This window comes from Croceicoccus sp. YJ47 (genome assembly GCF_016745095.1).
Taxonomy (GTDB): Bacteria; Pseudomonadota; Alphaproteobacteria; order Sphingomonadales; family Sphingomonadaceae; genus Croceicoccus.
This window is the reverse complement of the sequence record NZ_CP067087.1, coordinates 2452486-2476661: the sequence shown is the minus strand read 5'-3', so window position 1 is coordinate 2476661 and position 24176 is coordinate 2452486. Positions and strand designations below refer to the sequence as shown.

The window sequence follows — 24176 nt, the reverse complement described above, 5'->3', positions numbered from 1 at the left end:
ACGCGCACGCAGCAGGATCGGAGGGGATTTCAATGGATAATTTCGGTCGGAATCGCTCCGTCACCTGCTATCCCTCACCCCTTTCGCGGGTATGCTGCGTGAAAGATACGGTGGGCGGACGGCTCCGGAACAGAGGCGACGTCGCAATCGCGCGGACGACCAGGCCGCGGTACGAGAAGGATGCAGGTGAATGACCGAAACGGACCCGAGACAGACCATCGAAACAGACAATATGTCACGTTTCCAATGGTCGGTCGTTGCGATCATGGTCGGACTGCTGGCGCTCGACGGGTTCGACGTGCTCTCGATCAGCTTCGCCTCGCCCGGCATCGCCGCGGACTGGGGCATCGACCGGGCCGCGCTCGGCATTGTCCTGTCCATGGAGCTTGTCGGGATGTCGTTCGGGGCGATCATCTTCGGCCGCCTGGCAGATGGGCTGGGCCGGCGCGGCGTAATCCTGGCGTGTCTTTGCATCGTGTCGTTCGGCATGTTCGGCGCCTCGTCCGCGAACGGCGTATACCCGCTTTGCGCGTGGCGAGTGCTCACGGGACTGGGGCTTGGCGGGGTGCTGGCCGCGACCAATGCCGCGACGGCGGAGGTTGCCAACGGACGGTTTCGCGCGCTGTGCATCGTGCTCATGGCCGCAGGCTATCCGCTCGGAAACGTGATCGGCGGGAGCGTCGCTGCACAATTGCTCGCATTTTACGACTGGCGTGCGATCTTTCAGTTTGGCGCGGTGGTATCGCTGCTCTTCATCCCGGTCGTGTGGTTCGGCGCGCCGGAATCGATCAATTTCCTCATGCACAAACGCCCGCCGGATGCGCTGCTGAAAATCAACGCCATCCTCGCGCGGATGAAAAAGCCAGCCATAGGCGCACTGCCCCCGCCCGACGCGGAGCGCGAACGGCCCGGTTTCAAAACGCTCCTCAGCGGGAGCCATCTGCTTCCCACCGCGGCGCTGACCTTTGTCTATTTCGCGCATATCATGACGTTCTATTTCATTCTGAAATGGATACCGAAGATCGTTGCAGACATGGGCTTCGCGCCCTCGTCCGCGGCGACGGTGCTCGTCTGGGCGAGCGTGGGCGGTCTGTTGGGGAGTGTGACGCTGGGGCTTCTTACGCTGCGGGTCAGGGTGTTCTGGCTCACCGTGCTGGCCATGCTGTTGTCGGCGGCGGCGGTCGTCTGGTTCGGACAGATCCGGTCGGACCTTGCGGAACTTTCCATGGCGGCAGCAATCGCCGGTTTCGTGACCAATGCCGGCGTCGTCGGGATTTACGCGGTCGTGGCAAATGCGTTTCCCACCGAATTCCGGGCGTCGGGAACCGGCGTGGTCATCGGCTTCGGCCGGGGCGGCTCCGCCCTGGCGCCGGCGCTCGCAGGTTTCCTCTTTTCTGCCGGATACGGGCTTGGCTCTGTCGCCTTGCTGATGGCGCTGGGCTCCTTGATGGGCGCGGTCGTTCTGACCCTTGTGGTCCGCAGGATCGCGATGTAACGCGCCTTGCAACAAACAGAAATCGGCGTTCTATTATAGCTTCTGCGATCGGGCCGGCGCCTGCATAGCGGAAAACACGCGCCACCCGGTTCGCGCAGGCAGCCAGCGGTGAAGACGATGTTGGAAGAGAGGTGATGAATGACGTGGCTCAACAATGCCTGGTATGTGGCAGGATGGGATTACGAGGTCGGGACGGAGCCGCTCGCGCGGACGATCTGCAACGTGCCGGTGATGCTGTATCGTAAGCTTGATCGCAGTGTCGTGGCCATGCGCGATGCCTGTCCGCATCGCATGCTTCCGCTTTCCATGGGTTTGCGCGAGGGGGATTCGATTCGCTGTCGCTATCATGGCCTGAAGCTTGGCCCGGACGGCATCGCCGAGGAAATGCCGCTGCGCTCCGAACCCGTGAATACGCGCGTTTGCACCGAAACGTTCACCGTCCATGAGAAATATCGCTTCGTCTGGATCTGGATTGGCGAGAAGGAAAAGGCCGATCCGAGCCTCATCCCCGAACTCTGGCCGTGCGAAGCCAACGGATGGACCCACGATGGCGGGTATTACCACGTCGCGTGCGATTATCGGTTGATGATCGACAATCTCATGGACCTCACGCACGAAACCTACGTGCATTCAGGGTCGATCGGGCAGCAGGAATTGATGGAAAGCCCGATGGAAAGCCGCACCGAAGGCCAGACCGCCTATCTCAGCCGATGGATACCCGATATCGATGCGCCGCCGTTCTGGCGCGGCGCGCTCAAGAAAGACGGGAATGTCGATCGTTGGCAGATCTGCCGCTTCGACCTGCCTGCATCGGTCATGATCGACGTCGGCGTCGCACCTGTCGGAGCGGGCGCGACACTGGAATCCCATGATCAGGGCGTGCGCGGCATGGTGATCGATTTCATGACGCCGGAGACGGAAACGACCCATCATTATTTCTGGGGCATGGCGCGCAATTTCGACATCGACGATGCCGGTTTCACCGCGCGTTTTCGCGAACAGCAGGCTGCCGTCTTCGCCGAAGACCGCGAAATTCTGGAGGCGCAGCAGCGGGCGGTCGAGACGAACCCGGACATGAAGCTCAACGCCTATTCCATCGATCAGGGCGGTGTGCGCGCCCGCCGCATCATAGCAAAGGCGATTGGAGCCGAAACGTCCGGCTGATCATCGGATCCGCGGGACCGGCGCCGGGTGGCGCCGGTCCGCTCATTCCGGCGCGGCGGCATCCCTCGCGTCGAGCGCGTCGATGATCTTGACCGCTTCGGAAAAGCCGGTGTTCGCCGCAGGGACGCCGGCGTAGATCGCGGTCTGCATCAACACCTCCTTCAATTCGTCGCGGGTAAAGCCGCCCTGCTCCAGCCCGGAGCGGACATGCAGGGCGAATTCCTCCCAGCGCGACAGGCTGGCGGTAATGGCGAGCACGAGCAGGCGGCGCGTGCGATCGTCGAGACCGGGGCGGCCCCAGATTTCCTGCCACGCGATGCGGGTGATCATCGCCTGGAAATCGGCGGTGAACGGCGTGCGCCCGGCAAGACTGCGATCGACCCACGCATCGCCCAGAACGCGGCGGCGATTGCGCAGACCGGCTTCGAACAATGTTTCGCCCGCTGCATCGACCTGGTGATCGGTGAGGAAGAACCTTCGCAGCGCGCCGGCCAGTGCACGCGGTGCTTCCACCGGCGCCAGATGCGCGCATTTGAGTTCGGTCCCGGTCGCATCCGGAATATCGGCAAGCAATCTCTCGCCATGGGGATCGCGCGGGGTGGAAAGGTCCTGCATGCCGGTCACGACAAGCGTGGGCGCGGCGATCTCGTTCAGCCTGCCCGCAAGCTCCATATCGCGGATCGCGCATCCCGCGCCGGCATAGCCCGCCGGGTCCATGGTGAGCAGGCCGCCGCGAATGCTCTCGGCAATTTCCGGATGGCTGGCGACAAACGCCGGGTCCAGAAAGCGCCCCATGGCGAGGTCGGCAATGGCGTCCATGCCCTCGCTTCGCACCATATCGACACGGGTCTGCCAGGCATCGCGATCCATCGTCGCGGAGGTGCAGATGAGCGAGAGGCCCGCCACGCGGTCCGGATGATCGAGCGCCAGTTGCATCCCGATCATACCGCCCAGCGACACCCCCGCGATGCGCGCCTGCGCGATACCGGCGGCATCCATCGCCGCCACGACATCGCGTGCCAATGTCGACAGCGTATAGTCGCCGTCCGGCGCATCGGACGCGCCATGACCGCGCGTGTCGATCCGCAACACGCGGAAATCGGGCAGCAGATGCGGCAGGCATGCCTCCCACAGGCCCATATCGGTGCCGATCGAATTGAGCAGGACGAGCGGGGCGCGATCCGCCGCCCCCTCTATCTTCCAGTAAATGCGGGCATCGTCATTACGCGCGAAAGGCATCGTCAGTTTTCCTTGCCTGGTGTGAGCAGCGCCTCGATCAGCTTCGCGCTTTCGCCGAGGTCTACCGGACCTTCGGGCACGAATCCGGCGAGCGCCGAACAATCGATTTCAAGCCCCTCCGCCACGTCCGCCATTGCGGAAAGCGCCCCCGCGGCGAGCAGGAACAGCTCTGCCATGACCGGTGCCTCGGCCTGCCATCCGCCAAGCCCACGTTCCAGTTCGGCGCTCAGCCCGCCCAGCATGGTCGCGGCCAGGCCCGGTGCCCGTCCGGCCGCCGAAAGCGCGGTCTGGCACCCGGTCGGATTGCGTTTGTGCGCCATCGCAGAGGAACCGCCGCGCCCCTCGACCGCGGGTTCGCGGGCCTCGCCGATGGCGTTTTGCGACATCAGCGCGACGTCGCGCGCCATCTTGCCGACCGCCCCGATCAGCATGGCAAGCGACGCGGCGATCGATGCGGGGCCATTGCGCCGCGCATGCCACGGCGGCGCCGCACGCAATCCCAGTCGTGCCGCCATGTCGTCTGCAATGGCTGCGCCGTTTCCGCCCTGCGCCGCACGGGTTCCGACCGGTCCGCCCAATTGAAGCACGGCATGGGTTTCGACCGCATCTGCGAACATATCGCGCGCCTGCGCAATTCCCGCATGCCACTGCGCAATGCGAAGGCCCAGCGCAATCGGCAGCGCATCCTGCAACAAGGTGCGCCCCATCGTCGGCGTGGCGGCGTGTTCGCGCGCTTTCGACGACAGCGCCGTCATCACCCGCGATGCATCGCGGGTGATGAGCCTAGCCCCTTCGCGAACCTGCATCATCATCACGCTGTCGGCGACATCCTGACTCGTCGCACCGCGATGAACCGATGGTTTCGCCGCGTCGGGAACGGCGTTCCTGATGAAGCGGACGAGAGGGATCGCGAGCGTTCCGGCGAGCGCGGCTTCGTCCGCCCATGCGGCGGGATCGATGCGCGATGTTGCGCAGCAATCGGTTATGCTGCGGGCGATTTCGCGAGCGATCACGCCATGCTTTGCCTGCGCTTCGGCAAGGGCGCTTTCGAACGCCAGCGCGTGGGCGACGATCCTGTCATCGCTCCACGTGTCGAGCATGGCTGCCGTCGTTGCCGGCCTGCGGAGGAGCCGGTCGCTCACAGGTCGAAGAAGACCGTTTCGTCCGGCCCGCCGAGCGCGATGTCGAGCGTCCAGACGCCCTCCTTCTCCGATCGTGCGAGCAGCGTGCCGCGCCGATCCTTCGGCACCTGCGCAAGGATCGCATCTGAATCCAGCCCCTCGCTCCCGGCAAAATACACCCGCGTCGCCAGCCGGTTCAGCACGCCGCGCGCGAAAACCGAAACCGCGATATGCGGCGCCTGAAGCGTGCCGTCCGGGCCGGGCACGCGGCCCGGCATGATGGTCCGAAACCGGTAGGCGCCGTCATCCGAGGTGGAGGAGCGGCCGAAGCCGACGAAATGCGGGTCGATCGCGGCATCGTCGCGGGCATCGTCCTCGCTTCGATAGCGGCCCTCGGCGTTCGCCTGCCAGATTTCGATCATCGCGTCGGCCACCGGCGTACCCTCGGCATCGCGGACAATTCCGACGAGTTCGATCGGCTCACCGCGCGGCGTCCCGGTCGGCGCGGAAAGATTGAGCACGTAATGCGCCTCCCCGAACAGCTCCGGTCGCGCGCCGAGGTCGGATTTCCCGACCAGGTCGGCCCCGCCCTTCCACGGTAGCCCGTAATGAAAGAATGGCCCGACCGTCTGCGACGGGGTCTGCCCGAACAGCGCAGGATCCTGATTGTCCTGCCGCGGTGCTGCGTTACGGCCTTCCAGCGTTGCGGTCACGTCAGTCATGGCCATCCTCCTCGAACGGGGTCTGCTCGCGGCCTTTGAGGACCACGTCGAACAAATAGCCCAGCGCCCGGTTCGGTTGCGTCGTCTCGATGTCGAACCGGCTCACCATTCGCTGCCTGTAGGGCATCGGTATCGCATTGGCGATGGGGTCGATCTCGATCAGCGGATCGTCCGGAAAATACATCTGCGTCACCAGCCGCGTCGCGAATGCAGGGCCGAGCAGCGAAAGATGGATATGCGCGGGCCGCCACGCGTTCTTGTGATTGCCCCAAGGATAGGCACCGGGCCGGACCGTGGTGAAACGATAACGCCCGTCCGCATCGGTGACGATCCGCCCTGCCCCGGTGAAATTGGGGTCGAGCGGCGCATCCCAGCTATCCTTGGCATGGATATATCGCCCGGCGGCGTTCGCCTGCCAGATTTCCATGACCGTATCGGGCACGGGACGGCCGTCTTCATCCAGAACGCGTCCCGACACCACGATGCGCTGCCCGATGGGTTCGCCGCGATGCTGCGCCGTGAGGTCCGCGGCCGCCTTGCCCATGAGCCGGTCCCAGCATCCCGAAGGCCCGGTCGTTTCGGTGAGCGTGTGCGGAATTTCGATGCGCGGCTTTTGCGGCGCACGCAGCACGGTCGAGCGATATTCCGGGACCAGATCCCGCGGCATTCCCGCGTCGCCCCGGCGATAGGACACAGGCGCGCTCATGCCGCGTCCCCAGCAAGCTCGGCAGGAATGGCGAGCGGTGCATCGGTTGCCGCGCGCACCTCGTCGACCGTCACACCGGGCGCCAGCTCGACCAGCCGCAGCCCCGGCTTGTCGCACGCAATCACGGCTAGATTGGTCACGATGAGATCCACGCACCCTTTCCCGGTCAGTGGCAGCGCACATTCCGACAAAAGCTTGGGTTCGCCGTGCTTGCTCACATGGTCCATGACCACGACCACGCGCTTGACCCCCGCGACGAGATCCATCGCGCCGCCCATGCCCTTCACCATCTTGCCCGGAATGGTCCAGTTGGCGATGTCGCCCTGCGCCGACACTTCCATCGCGCCCAGGATAGTGAGGTCGATGTGACCGCCGCGGATCATCGCGAAACTCTCGGCAGACGAAAAGAAGCTCGACGTGGGCAGAGCGGTGATCGTTTGCTTGCCCGCATTGATGAGGTCGGGATCGGCCTCACCCTCGTAGGGGAACGGACCCATGCCCAGCATCCCGTTTTCGGACTGCAAGGTGACATTGATGCCGTCCGGAATGTAATTGGCCACCAGCGTTGGAATGCCGATGCCGAGATTGACGTAATACCCGTCCTCGAGCTCGCGTGCGGCGCGTGCCGCCATCTGCTCCCGGCTCCAGCCTTTCGTGTATTCGCCCATCATGTCGTCTCCCGCGCCCGTGTTGTCAGCTTCTCGATCCGCTTTTCATTGATGGTCGATTGAACGATGCGATCGACATAGATGCCGGGCGTATGGATGCAATCGGGATCGAAGGTTCCTTCGGGCACGATCTCCTCGACCTCGACCACCGTGACCTTGCCTGCCGCCGCCATGTTCGGATTGAAATTGCGCGCCGTGCGCCGGAACATCAGATTGCCGGCGGGGTCCGCGCGCCACGCCTTTACGATCGAAAGGTCCGATTTCAGCCAGGTTTCCCGCACATACATCTCGCCGTCGAATTCCTCGACCGGCTTTCCTTCGGCCACCACGGTTCCGTAACCGGTCTTTGTAAAGAAGGCGGGAATGCCGGCGCCGCCTGCGCGAATACGCTCGGCAAGCGTGCCCTGCGGATTGAGTTCGAGTTCCAGTTCGCCCGACAGATATTGCTGCTCGAACAGCTTGTTCTCGCCGACATAGCTGGAGATCATCTTCGCGACCTGCCGGCTTTCGAGCAGCATCCACAGGCCGAACCCGTCGGCGCCCGCATTGTTGGAAATCACGGTCAGATCCCGGACCCCCGCCGCGCGAATTTCGGGGATGAGGCTTTCCGGATTGCCGGACAGTCCGAACCCGCCGGACATGATCGTCATGCCGTCGAAGAGCAACCCGTCCAGCGCGGCTGCCGGGCTATCGTATATTTTTTGCGCCATGTTCTACTCCAGGGGCAGGCCGACATAGTTTTCCGCGAGCGTGCGCTGCGCGGGGATCGAACCGCGAATGTAGTCGAGTTCCGCCATCTGTATACGGCGGTCGAAACCGTCCATATCGGGATAGCGATGCGTGACGGAAGTGAACCACCACGAAAACCGAACCGCTTTCCACACCCGCGACAGGGCGCGCGCGGAATAGCCGTCGATCCCCGCCGCCGATTTCTCGCCGTAATATTCCACCAGCGCATCGGCGAGGATTTTCACGTCGCTGATGGCAAGGTTCATGCCCTTGGCCCCGGTGGGGGGAACGATATGCGCGGCGTCCCCGGCCAGAAACAGCCGGTTCCAGCGCATCGGCTCTGCGACATAGGACCGCAGCGGCGCGATGGATTTTTCAAAGCTCGGACCGCGCGTGACCCGCCCGCCGACATCCGGGCCGAGCCGCAGGCACAATTCGTCCCAGAACCGATCGTCGCCCCAATCCTCGATCCGCTCGTCGATCTCGCATTGAATATAGTAGCGGCTGCGCGTGGGGGACCGCATCGAGGCCAGCGCGAAACCACGTTCGTGATTGGCGTAGATCAGCTCGTCCTCGACCGGCGGAACCTCGGCGAGAATGCCGAGCCAGCCGAAGGGATAGACCCGCTCGAATTCCTTGAGCACGCCGGTGGGGATGGTCTTGCGGCTGACGCCGTGCTGACCGTCGCAGCCGACGATGAAATCGCATTGCAGTTCGTGCGCCTCGCCATCGTTGCGCCAGCGCAGCATCGGCTTGTCCGTGGCGGCGTCCTCGATCGCGACGTCCTCCGCGTTCCATACAATCTTGACCCCGCGCGCATCGGCGGCGGAGAACAGGTCGCTCATCACTTCCTGCTGCCCATAGACCGTGACGGTGCGCCCGCCCGTAAGACCGGCCATGTCGATATGGATGAGTTCGCCATCGAGGCTGAGATTGGTGCCGCCGTGCACGAGCCCCTCGGCGTCGAGCCGCTCCGCCAGACCGAGGGAATGCATGACATCGACCGTCACCTGTTCGAGCACGCCGGCCCGGACGCGCCCTTCGACATATTCGCGGTCGCGGCGTTCGAGGACGACGGCGTCGATACCCTGCTGCGCCAGAATATGCGCGAGGACCATCCGCCCCCGCCCGGCGCCGATAATGCCGATCTGGGTTCGCATGCGATTTCCTCTCCTTGCCGTTGCGCCACTTTCGCAGCGAGCCGGCAATCTGCCACGAGGGGCGCCGTGGTGACCATGCATGCGCCGCGCGAACACTTGGACAATTCGCCAGACCGGTGGTAGGCCGAGATATGGCAAGCAGCGCGGTCCCGAGTTTCTATCTCTATGGCGAACCGCCACGGAAGGCGGATGCGAACTTCGTTCATATCGAAGCGCTCGTCGATCGATCGCGGCCGAGCGAATGGACGATCCAACCACATTCGCACCGCGACCTGCACCAGATCTTCATCCTTGAAACCGGGTTCAGCGCCATTTCGATCGAGGATGAAACCCATCGCATCGCCGCCCCGGCCCTGCTCCTCGTTCCCGCAACCGTCGTGCATGGTTTCGCGTGGGAAGAGGATTCACGCGGATGGGTCGCCAGCGTCGCGCGCTCCTATTTTGACCGGCTGGTGCAGCCCCATGGCGAGCTCCGGGCTCTTTTCGCGCGCAGCAGGATCGTGCCTCTCGACAGTCGGCTTCGCGCGATGGTCATCGCGCTGGCGGGCGAACTGCGCCGCGAACTGGGCTGGTCGGCCATCGGGGACCGCGCGGCAACAGAGGCGCTCACCCTGCAACTGCTGGTGCAATGCACACGCAGCGTCGCGGCCGATCGCACCGGGATCAGTGTCGCGCCATCGCGGGCGGCCGAGCTGGTCGCACGGTATCGGGAGCTTGTCGAAAGGCGGTTTGCCTTTCGTGAACCGGTCGCGGCCCATGCCGCGGCGCTCCATGTCAGCGAAAGCGCGTTGCGGGACGCCTGCGCGCGCGTGGCCGGCAAATCGCCCGCACGCATACAGGACGACCGCAGCCTGCTCGAGGCGAAGCGTCTGCTGATCTACTCCCACCTCTCCATCGCCGAGGTGGGCTATGCGCTGGGGTTCGCGGACCCCGCCTATTTCTCGCGCTTCTTCCGCCGGAACGAAGGCGATACTCCGTCCCGATTTCGCACGCGATCGCACGAACGGCAGGCTTGAATTGAAGGGGCGGCGTGACGAACTGGTCTGATCGCGAGTGCCCCCCGCAATCGGTGCGATGTCAATACCGGGACTGTCGCTCGGGCGGGAAACGGAGCACGGCCCGACGGTCACGCGCGCCCTCACCTCCGCGGAATATCGCGACATCCGGATGATCGGCTGGCAGGTGCCGTCCCCTGTAGCGACAGGGCACGGCGCCGAACAGGGCAACCAAAATGGGTACTGTCGTTCCCGGGCCGAAGTTGCGACAATAATCCGTACGGTCGTCGAGGGCCAAATCTTTCGCGCCTGCTCCGACGCAAGAAACGACGAGGCCGACCTCATTCTGACCCGTCTCCGACATGCGTCCGGTTTCGTCCCATTCCGCCTTCGGCAAGCATCAAACCGTTCGAACCAAGGCAATCTGTTTTTCAGGCGACATGCCCGCCATCGTCCACAGCACAAGTCGGATGGCGACGAGCGAGATGGGCCTGTGCGCTGTGCTCTGCGTATTCGCCTGTCGAATCCGGCGCGCGCATCACATTCGCACGATACTAAAGGCGAACGGGGGGTCGTGATCGGGCGGGCAAGTTGTGCCGAGGACAGACACCGATACCTCTATGACGCACCCGCGCGGGGCCGCTGTTTCGCGACGAATTGTCTTTTTTTGCAAGAGGCGGGAGGCGGGCGAATATCCCGAAATGTCAGGCGGCACTGACCGACATCGCATGTGTCGAGGCCGGCTTATTCAACGGTCATTGAATATTTACCTGTCGGGTATTATGTCGCACTGCACAAGGAGCGGCGAATGACTGAACGACGCGGGCGCGGACGTCCGACAGGACCAGATGCGGATACCGGTGCGGCAATTTCCATGGCCGCGCTGCATCGCTTTGCAGCGCAGGGTTTCGAGGCGACGTCCCTGCGCGAAATCGCGAAGGATGCCGGCGTCGATGTCGCGCTGATTTCCTATCGCTTCGGCGGGAAGACCGGCCTGTGGAAGGAGATCGTTTCGCAGGCATCGGGCGACCTTCGCGCGGCGCTCGATCAGGCTCTCGGCGAGATGGACGGTGCGAATGCGCAGGACCGGCTGGACCATTCGGCACGCGTCTTTCTGGCCTATCTGCTCGATCGCCCGGAGGTGCCCCGGCTTTTGCTGCGTGACATCACCGTCGACACCGACCGGTCGCTATGGCTGCTCGAGACGCTTTCGCTACCGCTGCACCGCCATTTCATTGCCCTTGCGCAGGCCGCGGCGGACGAGCGGCCCACAGAAACGGAGCATCTGCAGTTCCGGGTCGCCAATTTCATCTATTCCGCCGCCAGCACGGTCGCGCGGCGCGAACGGCTGAGCAGGCTCGTCGCGGACATGGGGGCCGACATGGGGGATGACGCGCAATTCGCAGCGGCGCTGGAAGCGACGCTGGTGGAAGGAGCGCTGGCGCTGTGACCGACCACGACACGCTCATCGACCATGTCGGCGGCTATCGCTTCAAACCGCACGAAATGCCGATCCTTCCCGGGTCCCCGGCCAATCCCGACAACCCGCCGGGGCGCCGGGCGGCCTATCTGCTGATCGGCATGTTCATGGGATTGCTCGCCGGCGCGCAGAACGGTTTCCTCCTCGCCAATTCGCCCGCGTTGCAGGCCGAATTCGCGTTGACGCCCGTCGAAGCGGGCTGGTTCACGGTTGCGTTCTATTCGACCTATGCGACGATGAGCATGCTCTTGTTCCGGGTGCGGCAGGAATTCGGCATTCAGCCTTTCGTACGCTGGGCGATGGCAGGGCTGGTCACGGCCAATTTCGTGCAGATGATCGAGCCCGGATACTACCCCGAACTTGCTGCGCGGGCGGTTGCGGGCATTACGGCAAGCGGGCTGTCGGCGCTTGCCATCTACTATCTCATGCAGGGGTTGCCCGCCGCGATGCGCGTGGGCGGACTGGTGATTTCGCTGGGCATGACGCAGGTCGCATTCCCGCTCACCCGCGCGCTGTCTCCGGCCTTGCTGGTGGATGGCGACATCACCCATGTCTTTCAGTTTCAGTTCGCGCTGTCGCTGCTGGGTTTCGGTATGGTCTACCTGCTCCGCCTGCCACCGGGCATTCGCAAGAAGACTTTCGAGACGCTCGACATTCCCAGCATCGCGCTGTTCATCATCGGCGTTGCGGCGCTCTGTGCGTTCATCATTCAGGGCCGTATACAATGGTGGGACACGCCCTGGCTGGGCTATGCGATGGTCGTCGCGATCATCGGGTTGGGCGGGTGTTTTCTAATTGAGGCGAACCGCAGAAGCCCCATGCTCGACCTCAGCTGGCTGTCGAGCCGGTCCATTCTGGCGCTTGCGCTGACCGGTGCGACGGTGCGCATCCTTGTCGCGGAACAGGGCTTCGGAGCGAGCGGTCTGTTTGCCACGCTGGGGTATGGCAACGAACAATTGACCACCTATTTCTGGATCCTGACCGGGGCGACGTTCGGCGGCATGGCGTTGTCGATGGCGCGGCTCGACCCCAAGGATCTTACCCGGCCGGTGCTTTTCGCGATCCTCGTCATCGGCGTGGCCGCCTTCGTCGATACGCGCACGGGCACGATGACGCGGCCGCAGGATCTCTACCTCACGCAGGCCGCAATTGCGTTCGGGGCAGTTTTTGCCATGGGGCCGATCATGATGGAGGGCCTCTTGCGCGCGCTGGCCGCGGGACAGAGCTATGTCATCGGTTTCATTGCGATCTTCTCGCTCTCGCAATCGGTCGGCGGGCTTGCCGGGAACGCGCTCCTCTCCGCGTTTCACACGGTGCGGTTGAAGATGCATCTGATCGATGCCGGCGGCACGCTCACGCTTGCGAACCCGCTACTGGGACAGGCGATAGGCAATGCCGCGAGGAATGCCGCACCGCTTCAGGGCGATCCCGCGCTGCAACAGATGACCGCAGCAGCCAGCGTGTCGCAGGAAGTAGGGCGCGAAGCCGCGGTGCTCGCCTTCAACGACGTGTTTTTCCTTATCGGCACGCTTTCGGCGGTGACTTTCGTCGTCGTCTTTGTGCCCTGGCTCATCAACCGGATACGCGGGCGTAACCCGCTCGCCAAGGAATTGGCCTTCCTGGAGGCCATGCTCACAAGGACCAGACAATGACGAATTCGACCCCGTCTGACATCGAAGAAGAGACCATCACCGTCGAAACGCCCGCGCCGGAGCAGGAGACAGGATGGTCGCCCAACCCCTCGCGCCGACGCATCGTAATCGCCGTCGCGGTCATTCTGGTCGGCGTGTTCGCCGCGCTTTTCGCCTGGGGCCTTCCACCCTTCGGCGGCGGCGACGAAACGACCAACAATGCCTATGTCTGCGGACGAACGACGGTGGTCAGCCCGCAGGTCGCGGGCTATCTCGTCGAGGTGCCGGTCGTGGATTTTCAGCGGGTGAAGGAGGGCGATCTGCTCGCCCGGATCGACGATGCCCCGTTCCAGGAAAAGGTCCTGCAGGGCGCTGCCAACACGGCGGCGCAACAGGCCACCCTCGCCAATAGCGCGCAGAGCCTGCGCTCGGCACAGGCGCAGCTCGAACTCCAGGATGCAGCGGTGGCGTCCGCGCGTGCCGGATTGCAGAAGGCGCAGGCCGACATGAACCGCGTTGCCGAACTGGTCGACGAAGGATCGGTGTCCCTGCGCGAACGCGATCAGGCGCGCGCGGCCCTGCAACAGGCGCAGGCCGGAGTGAGGCAGGCGCAGGCACAGCGCTCCATCGCGGCAGAGAGCGTGCGGTCGGTCACCGTCGGTCGAGGCGCTCTCGAAGCGCAGGTTGCCGGCGCGGAAGCGTCGAAAGGGCTGGCCGAATTCGAACTTTCACGCACGGAGATCCGCGCGCCTCGTGCCGGGCGGTTGAGCGAGGTTACCGCGCGCGTCGGTCAGCTTGTGAGCGCAGGCACGCAGCTCATGTATATCGTGCCCGACGATCTTTGGGTGGTGGCCAATTTCAAGGAAACGCAAACCGCGAACATGGCAGTGGGCCAGCGCGCAACGCTCGAGATCGACGCGCTGGGCGGTATCGTACTGTCCGGCCGCGTGCAGAGTATCGCACCTGCCGCCAGCAGCGAATTCAGCCTGGTGAAGCCGGACACGGGCGCAGGCAATTTTGTGAAGGTGCCCCAGCGTATCGCCGTCCGGATCGTGCTTGACAAGGGACAGGAAGCCGCCCGCCGGCTCGGCCCGGGCATGTCCGTCATCGCCACCGTCCATACGGAGGACAGGTCGTGACGCGCAGACCGCTCTTCCTGATGGCCGCATCCGCCCTCGCCCTTGGCGCTTGCGCTCCCACTTTGCAGGATGCCCCGCCCGGCGCGGCGGTTGCGCCGCCGACGGCGTGGCGGACGAGCCTGCGGGTCACCGCCCCGGTCGAGCAGGACTGGTGGAACGCGTTCGGCGATCCGGCGCTGTCGCGTCTCGTCGAGCAGGCGCGGCGTAACAATCCCGACGTGCGGATCGCCGCGGCCCGTGTGGAGGAAGCGCGCGCGACCGAACTGGGTTCGCGCGGCTACCTCCTCCCCTCGCTTGGCGCAGGGGTCGAGGGCGCGATCCGGCGGGAGGTTTCCCCCTTCGGTCAGGGTCAGACGATCGTCGCCGCGCAGCCTGCGTTTCGTGCGTCCTACGAACTCGACCTGTTCGGCAAGAATGCTGCGCGCGTGGACGCCGCCGAGGCTGGTGTCGCCGCGAGCGCTGCGAGCGAAGAGGCCGCGCGACTTTCGGTGAGCGCGGCGACGGCCACCGGCTACATCACGCTCCTGGCGCTCGACAAGCGGCTGGCCGTACTGGAGGAAACTCTGGCGGCGCGGCAGGAGGCGGTGAAATTCGCCCGCGACCGGGCCGAAGTCGGCTATACCTCGCAGCTGCCGCTCCGCCAGGCCGAGGCCGAGTATCAAGCGACCGCCCAACTCGTCCCGCAACTCAAGGCGCAGATCGTGCGGCAGGAAAATGCCTTGTCGGTGCTGACAGGGGAAGTGCCGGGCGCCATCGACCGTGGCGGTACGCTGAAGGATTTGCGCCAGCCCGCTCCCCCCGAAACCTTGCCGTCCGAACTGCTGCGTCGCCGTCCCGATGTCGCGGCCGCGGAATATCGCATCGCGGCGCTCGACGCCAGAATGCGCATGGCCCGCGCCGATTTCATGCCCTCGATCGATCTGGGCGTGACGGCCGGTGTGGTGCTCTCCGACCTGCTTGCCGATCCCATTGGTGTATGGTCGCTGGGCGGCAGCATCCTCGCGCCGATCTTTCAGGGCGGTAGGTTGCAGGCACAGCTTGACGGTGCGACGGCGCAGCGCGATCAGGCCGCCTTTGCCTATCGCTCGACGGTCCTGAATGCCTTTCGCGAGGTCGAGGACCGCATGGCCGCGCTCGCCAATCTGAGAGATCAGGAAAATGCGCTCGCAGCCCAGCAGACGGCCGTGGCCGATGCGCTGCGCCACGCGCGCAATCGCTACCGCGCGGGTTACACGCCCTATATCGAGCAGGTCGATGCACAGCGCGCCCTGCTCGGGGTCGAGCTGTCACTGGTGCAGGTGAAGGCCGATGAGCTCACGGCTGTGGTGGGTCTTTACGAGGCCGTCGGCGGGGCGCCGGAATAAGAACACCCGCGCGCGACGTTTCGCGGGAGCGGGCCGATCCTTGCCAGCTATTGTACTGGCAGATGCGTTGTCAGTATTGGCGACGCAAGCTTTGCCCTCGTGTATAAATGGCCTGCCCGATGGCTGCCCTCGCTCTCGATTCGGCGAAGGGAAGCGTATCGGCTCGCTCGATGCCGCGGTCGACTGAACGCCGGTAAAGCCGTTGAGTGCTGATAGAAGGTATTCGCACCGCTTGACCTTCGCCGGTGCCAAGGCTGCCATAGTCAGACGCCGCTTGAACCACTCCGAAAGGAAGGGGGCTTACGATCCGCTCAATTATAAGCTTTCGAACCAGCCCAGCCTTTGCGAATTTCGACGTTTTTTAGCCCCTCGATCTCGGACGCTTAATTAGAAACCGCGCCCGGATTGGGAACAGTCAAATTGCCAGAGAGCTGCATGCCATCAACGCAGTCCCCAAATCAGCGGGAATTGGCGAGACTAGCCGGGCAAATGCAGGATAATCGCACGCCAGAAACTCTTAGATTCCCAAAGGTTTATAGAGTTTCCGAGATGTTTGAGAAGGCAGTGCTGGAGCGGGTGAAGGGAATCGAACCCTCGTCGTCAGCTTGGGAAGCTGCTGCTCTACCATTGAGCTACACCCGCAGCTGTAAGGCGCTGCTGTGATGCGGACCGCGTTTGAGTGCGATCCGAGCCTTCGCTCGCTCCCATGCACCCGATGGATTGTCCGGTCAATACAGCTTCGACACGAAGACTGCCTCGCCTCACGCGATCGCGTCAATTCCATACCATGGCTTGGCATCGTGACCATCTGGTATAGATAGGGCGAATGTCTCGCAAAGAGCAGAAGCAGATCGGCTGTCCCACGGTCCTGGTCACCGGCGGCGCCCGGCGATTGGGCGCGACGATCGTGCGCCATTTTTCGAAGGCGGGGTTCCACGTCCTGATTCACTGCAACCGATCGACCGAAGCGGCGCATGCGCTGGCGAACTCACTGCCAAGCGCGGACGTCGTGTCAGCAGATCTTTCCAAGCTCGAAACGATCGATCGCTTTGTCGCCGACCTTGCCGTGCGCGTCCCGGGCTGGAACGTCCTCGTCAATAGTGCGGCGATTTTTGAGCCCGATCTTGCGGACGACCTCGATCCCGACATTTTCTGGCGAAGCAATGCCATCAATGCGGCGTCGCCTTCCCTCCTGTCTCAGGCTTTTCTGCGCCATACGACCACGGGATCGCAAAGGTGCGTCATCAATCTTATCGATCAGAAGATCGCCAATACAAATCCCGATTTCTTTTCCTATACCATGTCGAAACACGCGCTTTTTGCCGCGACGCGCATGATGGCGATGCATTTTGCATGCAGTTCCGACCGTATCTACGGCCTTTGTCCGGGCGCGATGTTGCCGAGCCACGATCAGCACGACGCCGAACACGAACGAAGTAGCCGGATGAACCTGCTGCACAGGCTGACCTCGCCCGACGAACTGGCACAGGCGGCGGTTTTCCTGGCCAAGGGTTACGTTGCCAGCGGCGCGACCTTGTTTGTCGACTCCGGGCAGCATCTGCTCAGTCAGGATCGCGACGTCCTGTATCTCGCCCGCGAGGGTGGCGGAGGGCGCTGAACGCCCCCCGCCCTCGTCAATTTGCGTTCAGTTCGCGAACGAGACGCGGCGACGGGTAGATGGTTTCCAAGGCTTCCTGCACCGCGGCGGCCGACACCGACACGGTCCGGTTCAACTCCGGATCGTAGCCGTAATTGCCGCCGATGGAATGGATATTGCCATCGAATGCCGCGCCGATGACCGAACCGTCGCGCGCTATCGTGGGCGAGCCGGAGTTACCGCCGATGATGTCATTGGTCGACACGAAATCATAGGCGGTCGATTTATCGATCTGCCCTTCCTGCGCCAGATATTGGGACGCGAGATCATAGGGCACGTTCCCGGTCGCACGCTCGAACGCACCGCCGAGCGTCGTCACCGGATCGATCTCACGCCCACGTTCGGTCCAGCCCTTCACCTGACCGTAGCTGATGCGAAGCGTGAATGTCGCATCGGGATAGATCGTGTCGCCATAGGTCGCAAAGCGGGCATCGGACAGATCGGCCTGCGCGACCGAGATGGGTCCGGTCACACGCTCGTTTACAGCCTGCCGCAATTCCCGTTCCCGTTCGTCGAGACGCAGCGCATATTGGATCATCGGATCGTCCGAAGCCTCGATCGCGGCCATGCCATTGTCCCAGAGATAGCGACGATATTCCGGCTCATCCACGCGGGTTCCGGTCACGAGCCGGCTGGCCAGCCCTTCGGGAGATTCGCTTCCGAGCAGAAGCTTCGTGTCCGGATCGTCGGCACCCAGATATTCGCGCGCCTTCGACAGGCTCCAGCCCAGCGTTTCCTCCTCGAGCCAGGGATAGATCGGGCGTTCGTCGAAGAGGTTCTTGCTCAGCAGCGGCAGCGCGCTTTCGGTAAACCCGGGCAGACGTTCCGCATTCGGTTTTTGCCGTTCCTGCGCCGCGCGCACGAGCGTCTGCGCGAAGCTGAAAAGCGAGCTCTGCGGATCGATGAAACGGTAGGAAAGATAGAGATCGCGATAATCGCCCATCGCACTGTCGATCGCGGTCCACGGATCGCCGATCTGCGCATTTCCGGCGCTGCGTTCACGCAGGTCTGCTTCCTTGCTTTCCAGCGTTTCGACGAATTCGGCATCGTTCAACGCACGCTGCCGCGCGAGATAGACCTTGAGCGAATTCTCGATGCCGAACAGGGTATCCTTCGCCTGCCGCGCCTTTTCCGGATCGCTTTCGCCGATGGCAATCAGCCGTCCGCGCAGTTCCGACATCGTCGCGATAGTGACCGGAATACGCAGGTCGCGATCGAAGTCGACCTGCGCCTGGGTGTAGAGGCGCGAGGTCGAGCCGGGATTGCCGACGACGAATGTGATTTCGCCCGGCTCTGGCCGGCGCGGGTTCCAGCGCAGGTGATTGGCCGGAGCGACCGGCTTGCCATCTTCGTAGGCGCGCAGGAACGCGGCATCGAGCGCATAGCGCGGATAGTTGAAGTTGTCGGGATCGCCGCCAAAGAAAGCGGCCTGAAATTCCGGTGCCCATGCGATGCGGACGTCGGAATATTTGCGATAGCGATAAAGCTTGTACTGACCCCCGCCGAACAGGCTCACGACCTGACAGCGGATTGTTTCATCCTCGCATCCTTCGGATTCCAGATCGGCGATACGGGCATTACGCGCATTGACCAGCGCCTCTCCGGTCAGCCCCGCGATCCTGCCCTGAATATCATCGGTGACGTCGGTAATCTGCGTCACGACCTCCGCCTGCTGTCCGGGGCACATCCGCTCTTCCGCGAGGCTGCCGGGATTGAAGCCGTTTTCGATGAGGTCGTTGTCGGCGGTGGAGAGATCCTGAAGGCAGCTGACCACGCAATGATGATTGGTCAGGATGAGCCCCGCATCCGACACGAAGCTTGCCGAGCATCCGCCGGTGAGGCGCACGGCCGCCGCGCGGGTACGATCCAACCATTGTTGATCCGGCGCCCAACCATATTCCCCTTCCATCCGTTCGGTCGGGAAATTGTCGAAGGTCCACATCCCCTCCTCCGCCGCGGCGGGCGCGGAAAGAACAGCGGGCGCAGCGAGCATGGCGCTCGACAGGATCAGGCTACGGATACGCATGGATGGCATACTCTTGGCTGGTAAGGCCTCTTTTGAAAACGGGGCCTCTTGATAGACGGACGTTTGCCGCGCCGGAGACGGTATGGAACGTTTCCTTCGCAACAATCTCGATGGTTGATTGCACGGACCAGGGCGTTTGAAAAGCCCCGCAGGTCAAGCGTCGCTTGTTGGCCGCATGGAAAATGCACACAGGCGCACCGACGTTGCATATTGCCGCCCCGGTTCGTGGCTGATAGGCGCAGCGCAAATCTGCCGTAGCCGTAATCGAAAGAAGTGCCGCATGTCGCATTCCGATATCAACAAGGTCGTCCTCGCCTATTCGGGCGGACTGGACACCAGCGTCATCCTCAAATGGCTGCAGGTGACCTACGATTGCGAGGTGGTGACCTTCACCGCCGATCTCGGTCAGGGCGAAGAACTCGAGCCCGCGCGCAAGAAGGCGCAGATGATGGGCGTGCCCGACAAGCATATCTTCATCGACGATCTGCGTGAGGAATTTGTCCGCGATTTCGTCTTTCCCATGATGCGCGCCAATGCACGCTACGAAGGCGACTATCTGCTCGGCACCTCGATCGCGCGCCCCCTCATTTCCAAGCGCCTGATCGAGATCGCCTGCGAAACCGGCGCCGATGCCATCGCCCATGGTGCGACCGGCAAGGGCAACGATCAGGTTCGCTTCGAACTGTCCGCTTACGCGCTGGCGCCCGATATCAAGGTCATTGCGCCCTGGCGCGAATGGGATCTCAACAGCCGCACCGCGCTCATCGCCTGGGCCGAGCAGCACCAGATCCCCGTACCGAAGGACAAGCGCGGCGAAAGCCCGTTTTCGACCGACGCCAACCTTCTTCACACCTCGTCCGAAGGTAAGGTGCTCGAAGATCCGTGGGAGGAAACGCCGGATTACGTCTATTCCCGCACGGTCAATCCCGAGGATGCGCCCGATACGCCCGAGTATATCACCATCGACTTCGAAAAGGGCGATGGCGTCGCGCTCAACGGGACTTCGATGAGCCCGGCTGAATTGCTGGCGGCATTGAACGAGCTGGGTCGCAAGCATGGGATCGGGCGACTGGATCTCGTTGAAAACCGGTTCGTGGGCATGAAATCGCGGGGCATGTACGAAACGCCCGGCGGGGAAATCTATGCCCGTGCGCATCGCGGGATGGAGCAGATCACGCTCGACCGCGGTGCCGCGCATCTCAAAGACGAGCTGATGCCGCGCTATGCCGAGCTTATCTATAATGGTTTCTGGTTCTCCCCCGAACGTGAAATGTTGCAGGCGGCCATCGATCACAGCCAGGCGAATGTCAGCGGCACCGTGCGGCTGAAGCTTTACAAGGGCAATGCCGACGTGGTCGGCCGCAAGAGCCCGGTGAGCCTCTATTCCGAACGCCACGTGACGTTTGAAGACGACGCCGGCGCCTATGATCAGGCCGATGCGGCGGGCTTTATCAAGCTCAATGCGCTGCGCCTGCGACTCCTTGCCGGGCAGGGGAAGCGTTAAGCGGCATTAACCATGTTGCACCTGCGAAAGCAGGGTAAGCTGTTCACGGGGTCGGACAAACCGACCCCAAATGGCTGTCTCACCATGCTATATTGCGAAGCATGGATGACACACAAACGCTTCCAACCCGCCGCAAACGGCTGGCCACGCTAATCCGCCTTCGCAGGCAGCGCGCCATGCTCGTGTTCGGCGTCGCCGCCATCGTTCCCGCCTCCGCCGCGCTCGCCGTGTCGGAGAACGAGGCGCCGCAGACCGTGGCCATCGGCGATGGCGTGGCCGGGGTAGATTCCGAACTCCCCGCCGCATCCCCGGTTCCCGCCGAAGAGGCGATCCCTGCGAAAAACCGCCTTGCCGCTCTCGCCCATCAGGTCGAGGCCAACGTGTCCGACATCCGCCGCGAGCTTGGCACGGGCGAGGCGAGCTATTACGGGCCGGGCCTTTCCGGGCGCCCCACGGCGAGCGGCGAGCGTTTCGACCCCACCGAGCTGACCGCCGCGCACCGCACGCTCCCCTTTGGCAGCAAGGTCCGCGTGACCAGCGAACGCACCGGCAAATCGGTCACCGTGCGGATCAACGATCGCGGCCCGTTCCACGGCAATCGCGTCATCGACCTGTCCGAAGCCGCCGCCCGCACCATCGGGCTTGCCGCGCGCGGACGCGGTCAGGTGCGGATGGCGCTGCTCAACTAACTCCATTTGCGTTTTTCGCGCGAAACGGGCGTTGCCGCATCGGCGGTGACGCCCGTTTGCGTTGCGCACCATTGGCGCACCCCCTGCACCCGGTCGGCCCGGACCGGGTCCCCCGGATCCAGCCGTTCGGCCCGCAGCCGCGCCACCGTGCAATGGCACAGGCGGTTCGCTCGGCGGGTGTCGAGGCCGCGCGCCGCGTACCGGGTCGTGCAGCGTTCCACCGCGGCGGCGTGGGCGGGCGTCATCACCCCGTTCCCCGTTTCGCTGCCACAGGCGGCGAGCGCGCAAAGCGCAAGCGGCGCGGCCAGCGCGGGGCGGATCATTGCCGGGATCGTCATGCGGTTCGGGCGGGCCATGCGCGATGCTTTGCACATCGTGGTTAAGGCCGGGTTAGCGCATGCGACGAAGCGGACATAAGTGACACGTCCAACATGCGCCGTCCGCGTCTTCGCCCCGCCGCCGCGCGCGGCAATCTGCGGCTTTGCGGGGGCGAGGGTGACGGATCGGCGCATGGGGCGAAAAAATTACCGGCGGTGGCCGCGGGGCGGATAGCCCGGCGCGGTGGCGGGCGGTCCCGCCTGCGCCGGGTCGGCGTACCAGCTGCGCAGGAGGAACTGCGTCTCCGCCCGTTCGGCGGTTTCGGGTTCGACCGGATCGCGGCCCGGCACGGGTTCGCCATCCTCCCACTCCAGCGGGCCGTGTTCGATGCGGTCGAGCAGACGGTCCCAGCCTTCCGCGCTATATTCACGCGCGATCTGATGCCGGCCGATGCGCCAGGGGTTTTCGGCGATCCAGATGGCGAGCCGTTCGTCATAGACGCGGTGCGAGCCGATGCGTTGCCCGTGATAGTAATGCGGCACCTCGACGCCGTTGATCGCGCGGTCGAGCATGGCATGCGCAAGCTGCGACAGCCCGGCCTCCAGCGCGGTTTCCCAGCCGAGATCGAAGGGCGTATTCTTCAGCCGGGCGCGCAGGCGATAGGCGGATTGCCGGCTCTTGCCCACGCTGCGCGCGGCCTGCGCCACGGATTGCGAGGCGGTGAGTTCGCGCAGGAATGCCGCCATCAGCGATTTCGTCCACGCATCGCGGCGCGCAGGTCGCATGACGCGGCGCGGCGCTTCGTCATCGGGGTGCGGGTCGGCGGGCGGCGTTTCGTGCGTGTAGGACGCGGCCATTACCAGCGCCCCCGGATCGCGGAATCGTCGCGCGTGCGGACGGTGCGCGCGGTGCCGAGCAGCACTTCCTCATTGCGCATATGCTGAATGAGCAAGGCCGGGGTGGTCCGCGGCCCCTCCCCTATGCGCCCCTGCGCGACATGATCGGCCCAGCGACGGGCATGGTCGAGATGGTCGATGTCGCCGGGCGGCGGGATGTAGAGGGGCATGGTTCACCTGTGGTTGTGTGGCAGGGAACCGGGGGATTTAGGGGAGTGTGGGGTTGTAGGAAAATAAAAAAAGCTCCGCCGAAGCGGAGCCAAGGTGTTGATAGGAGAGTAAAGACCGGAATCTAACCCCGTTGACTGGCGCTAAGCCTTAGTTCGGAAACGAACGCCAATGCGCACACACGTGCTCAACACGTCCGAAGCGCAAACGGATGTAGGGACGAACCCAAACCATTCCATTTTCCTTGCAAAAAACGCGAGTGCGTGCGACTCTCTGTGTTCCACTACGGAGAGATCAACACGCCTAGCGTTAGATTGAACCGAGGGCCGGCCTTTGGGTCGGCCCTTTTTCGTTCCGGCTCACGTTACCGGATCCGTCACTTCATCTCATTGTTACGCACCGCCCTTCCGCCATCTCGTTGTGAGATTTTGGCATTAAGGGGAAGTTTACCATATCAAATGAAAAGCGCAAGCGCAGGGATTGATTTTTCCGCGCTTAGCGCTTACTAAGCTTATGCAAACGCGAGGAAAAGAGATATGGCACGGTTACGCAGCCCAAACTACCCTTCAATTCCACTTCCTCAAGCTATTGATTTAGTTGATAAAATATTTAAGTTTGATCGTACTAACGTTATCGATAAGCAAGTCGCCGTTGAACATATGGGTTATACGAGCCTAAACGGGCGTACCCTGAAACTGCTTGGGGCTTTGAGCCAGTACGGACTTCTTGATAAGGTTGGAAAGGGCAACGTGCGCGTATCCCCTACTACCGTAACGATTTTGCACGGAATGGATCAGGGCGAAAAAAACCGTGCAATTAAAGAAGCCGCTTCATCGCCAGCTCTGTTCAGGCGCCTACGAGATGATTTCGACAGTCCTTCGGAAGCGACAATCACTTCATTTCTTATGCGCGAAGGCTTTACCGACGCCGCTGTCGACCCGGTTCTCAAAAGTTATAAAGACACGATTGCCTTTTTAGAAGCTCATGGAATCTCGGATGGCCGTGGAAATGGCGTGGACGAGGATACTGGTCCGTTTGATGACGAAGAATATACGGAAGATGGTGACGTGACGCCGCCCCCCCGATGGGAGAGCGGCGCTAGCGCGAGAGAAGAGAAGACTAAGAATCCCATTAAGCGGGATAGCGCGTTACCCCTAAACTCGACAAAACCGCTTTTTGATTTCGAATCCGTGCGGATCGAGACGGTTATCGATAATCCAGACGATCTAGCGGAACTAATCGACCGCCTAGAGCGGATAAAAGGAATGCTGCCTGCAAGAGAGGTAAAATGATTTCTCTGAAGAG

22 protein-coding genes and 1 tRNA gene are annotated in these 24176 nt (G+C 63.2%); 11 read left to right on the top strand and 12 right to left on the bottom strand.

What is annotated here, in order from left to right; all coding sequences use genetic code 11:
• The first annotated feature begins 190 nt into the window (after positions 1–190).
• Complete coding sequence (locus JD971_RS12105; protein ID WP_202083726.1) at positions 191–1495, top strand: MFS transporter; 1305 nt, start codon at positions 191–193, stop codon at positions 1493–1495.
• A 138-nt stretch (positions 1496–1633) separates the two neighbouring features.
• On the top strand, positions 1634–2659 hold the full coding sequence (locus JD971_RS12100; protein ID WP_202083724.1) for an aromatic ring-hydroxylating dioxygenase subunit alpha: 1026 nt from the start codon (positions 1634–1636) through the stop codon (positions 2657–2659).
• Positions 2660–2701: 42 nt separating this feature from the next.
• Here JD971_RS12100 and pcaD read toward each other — a convergent pair whose 3' ends face one another.
• The 7 genes from pcaD to pobA are packed head-to-tail and all read right to left on the bottom strand — an operon-like array spanning position 2702 to position 9004.
• Positions 2702–3898: a 3-oxoadipate enol-lactonase gene (gene pcaD / locus JD971_RS12095; protein ID WP_202083721.1), complete on the bottom strand. Its 1197-nt coding sequence runs from the start codon at positions 3896–3898 to the stop codon at positions 2702–2704.
• Positions 3899–3900: 2 nt separating this feature from the next.
• Positions 3901–4998: a lyase family protein gene (locus JD971_RS12090; protein WP_236672078.1), complete on the bottom strand. Its 1098-nt coding sequence runs from the start codon at positions 4996–4998 to the stop codon at positions 3901–3903.
• Between the two features lie 38 nt (positions 4999–5036).
• Positions 5037–5741, bottom strand: a complete 705-nt coding sequence (gene pcaG / locus JD971_RS12085) for a protocatechuate 3,4-dioxygenase subunit alpha (RefSeq protein WP_202083717.1) — start codon at positions 5739–5741, stop codon at positions 5037–5039.
• On the bottom strand, positions 5734–6447 hold the full coding sequence (gene pcaH / locus JD971_RS12080; RefSeq protein ID WP_202083715.1) for a protocatechuate 3,4-dioxygenase subunit beta: 714 nt from the start codon (positions 6445–6447) through the stop codon (positions 5734–5736). Before pcaH ends, pcaG begins: the two co-directional genes overlap by 8 nt.
• Positions 6444–7118 (bottom strand): 3-oxoacid CoA-transferase subunit B, encoded by a 675-nt coding sequence (locus JD971_RS12075; RefSeq protein ID WP_202083713.1) that lies wholly within the window; start codon positions 7116–7118, stop codon positions 6444–6446. The genes pcaH and JD971_RS12075 overlap by 4 nt, the downstream gene beginning before the upstream one ends.
• Positions 7115–7825, bottom strand: a complete 711-nt coding sequence (locus tag JD971_RS12070; protein ID WP_202083711.1) for a CoA transferase subunit A — start codon at positions 7823–7825, stop codon at positions 7115–7117. Before JD971_RS12070 ends, JD971_RS12075 begins: the two co-directional genes overlap by 4 nt.
• Before the next feature lie 3 nt (positions 7826–7828).
• Complete coding sequence (gene pobA / locus JD971_RS12065; RefSeq protein WP_202083709.1) at positions 7829–9004, bottom strand: 4-hydroxybenzoate 3-monooxygenase; 1176 nt, start codon at positions 9002–9004, stop codon at positions 7829–7831.
• A gap of 131 nt (positions 9005–9135) precedes the next feature.
• Between pobA and JD971_RS12060 the strand changes: the two genes are divergently transcribed.
• From JD971_RS12060 to JD971_RS12040, 5 genes are all read left to right on the top strand, one after another.
• Positions 9136–10020 carry a helix-turn-helix domain-containing protein gene (locus JD971_RS12060; RefSeq protein ID WP_202083706.1) on the top strand — a complete coding sequence of 295 codons (885 nt, stop codon included), beginning with the start codon at positions 9136–9138 and terminating at the stop codon, positions 10018–10020.
• A gap of 787 nt (positions 10021–10807) precedes the next feature.
• Complete coding sequence (locus JD971_RS12055; protein WP_202083704.1) at positions 10808–11449, top strand: TetR/AcrR family transcriptional regulator; 642 nt, start codon at positions 10808–10810, stop codon at positions 11447–11449.
• Complete coding sequence (locus JD971_RS12050; RefSeq protein ID WP_202083702.1) at positions 11446–13131, top strand: MFS transporter; 1686 nt, start codon at positions 11446–11448, stop codon at positions 13129–13131. The genes JD971_RS12055 and JD971_RS12050 overlap by 4 nt, the downstream gene beginning before the upstream one ends.
• A complete protein-coding gene (locus JD971_RS12045) occupies positions 13128–14249 on the top strand; it encodes an HlyD family secretion protein (RefSeq protein WP_202083700.1) in 1122 nt (373 codons plus the stop codon). Before JD971_RS12050 ends, JD971_RS12045 begins: the two co-directional genes overlap by 4 nt.
• Positions 14246–15613, top strand: a complete 1368-nt coding sequence (locus JD971_RS12040; RefSeq protein ID WP_236672077.1) for an efflux transporter outer membrane subunit — start codon at positions 14246–14248, stop codon at positions 15611–15613. The genes JD971_RS12045 and JD971_RS12040 overlap by 4 nt, the downstream gene beginning before the upstream one ends.
• Positions 15614–16181: 568 nt before the next feature.
• On the opposite strand, the gene JD971_RS12035 is transcribed toward JD971_RS12040, so the two are convergent.
• A tRNA-Gly gene (locus tag JD971_RS12035) sits at positions 16182–16255 on the bottom strand.
• A 184-nt stretch (positions 16256–16439) separates the two neighbouring features.
• Here JD971_RS12035 and JD971_RS12030 point away from each other — a divergent pair.
• Complete coding sequence (locus JD971_RS12030) at positions 16440–17231, top strand: SDR family oxidoreductase (RefSeq protein WP_202083699.1); 792 nt, start codon at positions 16440–16442, stop codon at positions 17229–17231.
• A 16-nt stretch (positions 17232–17247) separates the two neighbouring features.
• Here JD971_RS12030 and JD971_RS12025 read toward each other — a convergent pair whose 3' ends face one another.
• Positions 17248–19296, bottom strand: coding sequence for a S46 family peptidase (locus JD971_RS12025; RefSeq protein ID WP_202083697.1), 2049 nt, complete (start codon positions 19294–19296; stop codon positions 17248–17250).
• Positions 19297–19576: 280 nt separating this feature from the next.
• Here JD971_RS12025 and JD971_RS12020 point away from each other — a divergent pair, with 280 nt between their 5' ends.
• Positions 19577–20800, top strand: coding sequence for an argininosuccinate synthase (locus tag JD971_RS12020; RefSeq protein ID WP_202083696.1), 1224 nt, complete (start codon positions 19577–19579; stop codon positions 20798–20800).
• Between the two features lie 101 nt (positions 20801–20901).
• Positions 20902–21489: a septal ring lytic transglycosylase RlpA family protein gene (locus JD971_RS12015; protein WP_236672076.1), complete on the top strand. Its 588-nt coding sequence runs from the start codon at positions 20902–20904 to the stop codon at positions 21487–21489.
• Here JD971_RS12015 and JD971_RS12010 read toward each other — a convergent pair.
• The 3 genes from JD971_RS12010 to JD971_RS12000 all read right to left on the bottom strand — a co-directional run bounded on the left by JD971_RS12010 (position 21486) and on the right by JD971_RS12000 (position 22873).
• The gene (locus JD971_RS12010) at positions 21486–21827 is read right to left on the bottom strand and encodes a hypothetical protein (protein ID WP_202083695.1); all 342 of its coding nucleotides are present in this window, start codon (positions 21825–21827) and stop codon (positions 21486–21488) included. The genes JD971_RS12015 and JD971_RS12010 overlap by 4 nt on opposite strands.
• A 186-nt stretch (positions 21828–22013) precedes the next feature.
• Positions 22014–22664: a hypothetical protein gene (locus JD971_RS12005; protein WP_202083694.1), complete on the bottom strand. Its 651-nt coding sequence runs from the start codon at positions 22662–22664 to the stop codon at positions 22014–22016.
• Positions 22664–22873 carry a hypothetical protein gene (locus tag JD971_RS12000; protein ID WP_202083693.1) on the bottom strand — a complete coding sequence of 70 codons (210 nt, stop codon included), beginning with the start codon at positions 22871–22873 and terminating at the stop codon, positions 22664–22666. The genes JD971_RS12005 and JD971_RS12000 overlap by 1 nt, the downstream gene beginning before the upstream one ends.
• A 534-nt stretch (positions 22874–23407) precedes the next feature.
• Here JD971_RS12000 and JD971_RS11995 point away from each other — a divergent pair.
• Positions 23408–24163 carry a hypothetical protein gene (locus tag JD971_RS11995; protein WP_202083692.1) on the top strand — a complete coding sequence of 252 codons (756 nt, stop codon included), beginning with the start codon at positions 23408–23410 and terminating at the stop codon, positions 24161–24163.
• Positions 24164–24176 lie beyond the last annotated feature (13 nt).